The 3,767-nt window shown below is 42.3% G+C and carries 3 protein-coding genes; all 3 read right to left on the bottom strand.

Annotation, left to right across the window (positions count from 1 at the left end; genetic code table 11):
- The coding region (locus PVV68_RS09815; protein ID WP_404978445.1) for a DUF6990 domain-containing protein at positions 1-844 on the bottom strand (844 nt) is incomplete at its 3' end.
- A gap of 161 nt (positions 845-1,005) precedes the next feature.
- A complete protein-coding gene (locus PVV68_RS09810) occupies positions 1,006-1,575 on the bottom strand; it encodes an SMI1/KNR4 family protein (RefSeq protein ID WP_273722020.1) in 570 nt (189 codons plus the stop codon).
- Between the two features lie 64 nt (positions 1,576-1,639).
- A partial coding sequence (locus PVV68_RS09805; RefSeq protein WP_273782994.1) for a DUF637 domain-containing protein occupies positions 1,640-3,767 on the bottom strand: 2,128 nt, incomplete at its 5' end.

The following is a 3,767-nucleotide window of genomic DNA, read 5'->3' as shown; positions in this document are numbered from 1 at the left end:
CTCCAAGTGTATTAAAAGGTTGATAAATATTTGTAGCTGATATGTGCCTAAGTTTTCCACTATGGTAAATATAATGGCAAGCTACAGAAATCTCTTCGTTGGAGACTACTTCTTCAAGATGGACATTATACTGATCATGGAGACGTATAAAGCCAAAATCAAACTGAATAAAACGGTCTGGCAAAGAGAGCCACATTTTCCCAGGATCTGTAGCAAACCATCCTTGTTTTTTAAGGATGTTAGTTGCTGTAGTGATGCTCATCAGCTTTTTTTTAGGCTTTTTACGAACAAGAATATCATCTAACTCACCGTTTTTATAAGCCTGAGCAAAAAAGATAACGCGCTCAACCTGTGTCATCTTTTCATAATCAGAAAACTCTGGTGCATATAATTGAGGTGTAGATTTGTAATTCCTTAAAGCCTCAATATCGCCGAGTAAAGCTTTTGCAACAAGAGAATGATCAGCTGCTTCCTCGCGCAACTTTTGTTCAATATCCTGTGCTTGCGCCCAAGCTAACACTTTGTTTAAAGCAACCTTAACATGGTTCTCAAAAAACTCTAGCGCTGTAACTCCAAAATTCTCTTCTGAAGAAATTAGCATATCCTCATATTGATATTGCGATTTTTTGCCGTTAGCGTATTCCCATCCAAGACAATAGGCAGCAGTGGTAAGACTGGCAGAAACCCACAATCTTCCACTATCTCGTCCATAATCTATGACACCATAGTGAATACGCACGATACGATCAGGGAGATGATAATAGGCAAACATATCACCCATTTCATCACGATGAGGCTCCCAGCCCAGTCTTTTTAAAATTTCTGTTGCATCTTTAGTTTGCATCATTGTTCACTTATCAACTAATTGTGCAACATCAGCTAAAGTATAAGTTTTCATGAATCTGCCCCTGCATGCTCCCTAATTCTTTTACAGAGAAACTCATAAAAATTACCTATGTAATACTGAGGATCTCTAGAAAGATTAGAGATTTCCCATCACCAATATTATCCCCTCCATAACTTTTTCCAAAAGCACTTGTAAAAAGGGATAGGTTGCGGAATGGGAGGGATCTCAGGTTTTTCAATCGGTTGATCACCTTCAGGTATCTCTTCTCCCGCATGTACTATAATTCTTTTGCAAAGGAATTCATAAAAATTACTTGCGTAATATTCGCAATCTTCAGGTGTATACTTGAGATAGAGTGGACACTCACCATCCCGAAACTGTGTATAATCAAAATAAAAAGTTTCACCAAAATCTGTTCTGCTAACGACAAGCTGTTCTGATGTTTCAAAACCACGTTTTCTAGCATTTAAGTTTCGGTAAACAATATCACCACCAGGGATATCTGCTCCACACTCCTTATAAAGGCTAAAGATTTCTTCACCACCAATTTCTCCTCCTACATATTTTTTTAAAAAGCTCTTATAAGACGATGTAAATTGTAAACCGAGAGCCTTCTCCTCCTTTTCAATCCGTAGATCATCAGCCGCATTTTCTTCAGTCCGAAAATTGATAATATCATTATATTTATCAACTAATACTACAACATCATCTAAGGTATAGGTCTTCATCAATTATTCTCCATTAATTATTTTATAAGTCTCTTTTTTTTCTCTTTTCATCAACCGTAGGGCATTATTGCTGATGCTCCTGTCCCCATCTGTTAAAATCTAGACCTATAATACCCCATCTCATATCGATTATTCCTCCTAAATGACTATTTTTTTGTTCTCTATACCCTTTAGCACGTTCCTTCCAATATTCTTCTCTCCACTTATCAAACTTTTTTCTCTCTATAAGCGATTGATGTGTTTTTGGATTATTATGAATCACGGAAGTATATTTTTGATGAAATTCCTTACTAGTTTCTGCTATGGCCCCCTCATGTGTTTGCGAGAGATGGTGCAACTCTACAGACTCACCATCATGTCCTATAGGTGCTCTTCCTGTTTCCATTCTCTCAACATTGGTGCCCCACACTTCTTTTTTGTTTTCAGTCCATTTAACCCTTTTGTTAGGATCAAACAAATCTTCTCTCCAATAGACTTTGTTGGTCTGACCAAATTTGCTATCGGTAAATTTAATAGGTTTCTTTTTTAACCAATGTTTTTTTTCTTTAGCAGCTTCTTTGGTTAGTTCTTTTTTCGCTGCAAATTTTTCAAGATCTCCCTGAGCTGCAAGTTTGGAAAGATTTTTCTTGGAAGCAAATTGGGCAAAATCTTTCCTAGCAATGAACTTGATCACAGCCTTTTCGCTAAGCTTTATGGCTCCTTTGGCTGCTCCAGCAACTCCTGTCATTAGAGATGCTGTTTCAGTCAATAATTTTCCAAATTCAAGTCCAGCTTTAAAGGATCCACCGGCACCGGCTCGCTCATATTCCTCCTCCATTTTATTAATGCGATCTACATAGGACTGTCCAAGGGTCCGACCAATTGTCGCCAAAATCTCACCACTGCTGAAAAAATCTTTGAGCGCTTTCAAAGTCTCTTCGGGATGTTTGGCTAGTTGCAAAAAACCATCAAGCGTATCGTATATTTCGGCCGGTACACCAGCTACTATACCAGCCCCAAAGCTTATACCTTGCCCTGTACTAATCGCAGACCACTTCGCAGACACTTCTGCTTCACATAAAAGGTCAGGACACTCCTTTAATTCTTTATTCATCTGGGCTATTTGAGCACTGCTGAGGTAGTTATTTGCAGCGGCATTACCTGCGGCATCGGCGCCGGCATCAACATCGCCACCGGCAAGGGCAGCGGCAACGCCCCCCGCAGCCCGTGCGACATCAATGGCATGGTCTCTAAAGTCAGCAAACTGCGCATCAATCTTTGCGTTTATACGCGCTTCCTCTTCCGCAGTTGGGGTGCGACCGTTTAGATCCCCCATTTCCTCTTTTACAATGCCTTGCACCCACAATTGAAACTGGAGCATAGCAGTGGCTTCACCCACTGCACCACCAATCGCACCAGCAGAGCAAGCACCGCTCGCAACAGCCCCTTTTAAGCAGCCAAGACCAGCATGGGCAACGATCTGTGTCACCGTATCTATTTTGCCTTCAGCCTTAGCGGTACCGATTTCTTCTGCCAACGATTTGCCAACCGTATCAGACAGAGCGATGCGCAGATTGTTTAAAAAGTTCTTATCTAAAGAACCGCCTTCAAGAGCCGTTTGCACGCCTGTGCCAATGGCGGCTTTGATCAGGTTCTTTTCTGCTTCACGGGCGATACGATCGACAAAAGGAGCGGTTTTTGGCAAAGATTGTCCAACACCTGCCATTTCCGTTAGTTGGCTGGTTAAGCCCGCCGTTAACATTGAGGAGACAATGCCAAGAACATTCTTTGAAGAGCCAAGCTCATGAAGTGCGCCGGCAATATTGCCGCGATTATTGACAAGAGCCACAGCGCTTTTGTTGATCAGCGCCTGTATGCCTGCCTGTATCGCTGCATTCATGGCGGTGCTCGAGCCAAGCCCCAAAGCACCGGTAATGGCACTGGCAGCGCCAGAGGCTGCTCCGCCCGTAACCGCCGTGACAGCTAAGGCCACGATAGCTGCACCGGCTTCTGTCAGCCCTTGGGCTTTATAATCCCAGTCTTTAAATTCAGCCTTAACGGCTTGCCAATCAACTTGCTTGGATAATGCTGGATCATCACGCAGTTGCTTAATCCATGCCATGCCTGGGGAACGAGACAATTGCTCAAGGGATTTATCTAAATCACCCGTTGCCTCATACTCAACAACAAAGCCATCGCCCGCATCAAGCTTC

The organism is Bartonella sp. ML69XJBT (assembly GCF_028618515.1).
Taxonomy (GTDB): Bacteria; Pseudomonadota; Alphaproteobacteria; order Rhizobiales; family Rhizobiaceae; genus Bartonella.
This window is presented reverse-complemented; position numbering and strand designations above follow the sequence as displayed.

Excerpts from the sequence above, each read along its gene's own strand:
- PVV68_RS09810 (WP_273722020.1), bottom strand. The coding sequence starts at position 1,575 with ATGAAGACCTATACCTTAGATGATGTTGTAGTATTAGTTGATAAATAT.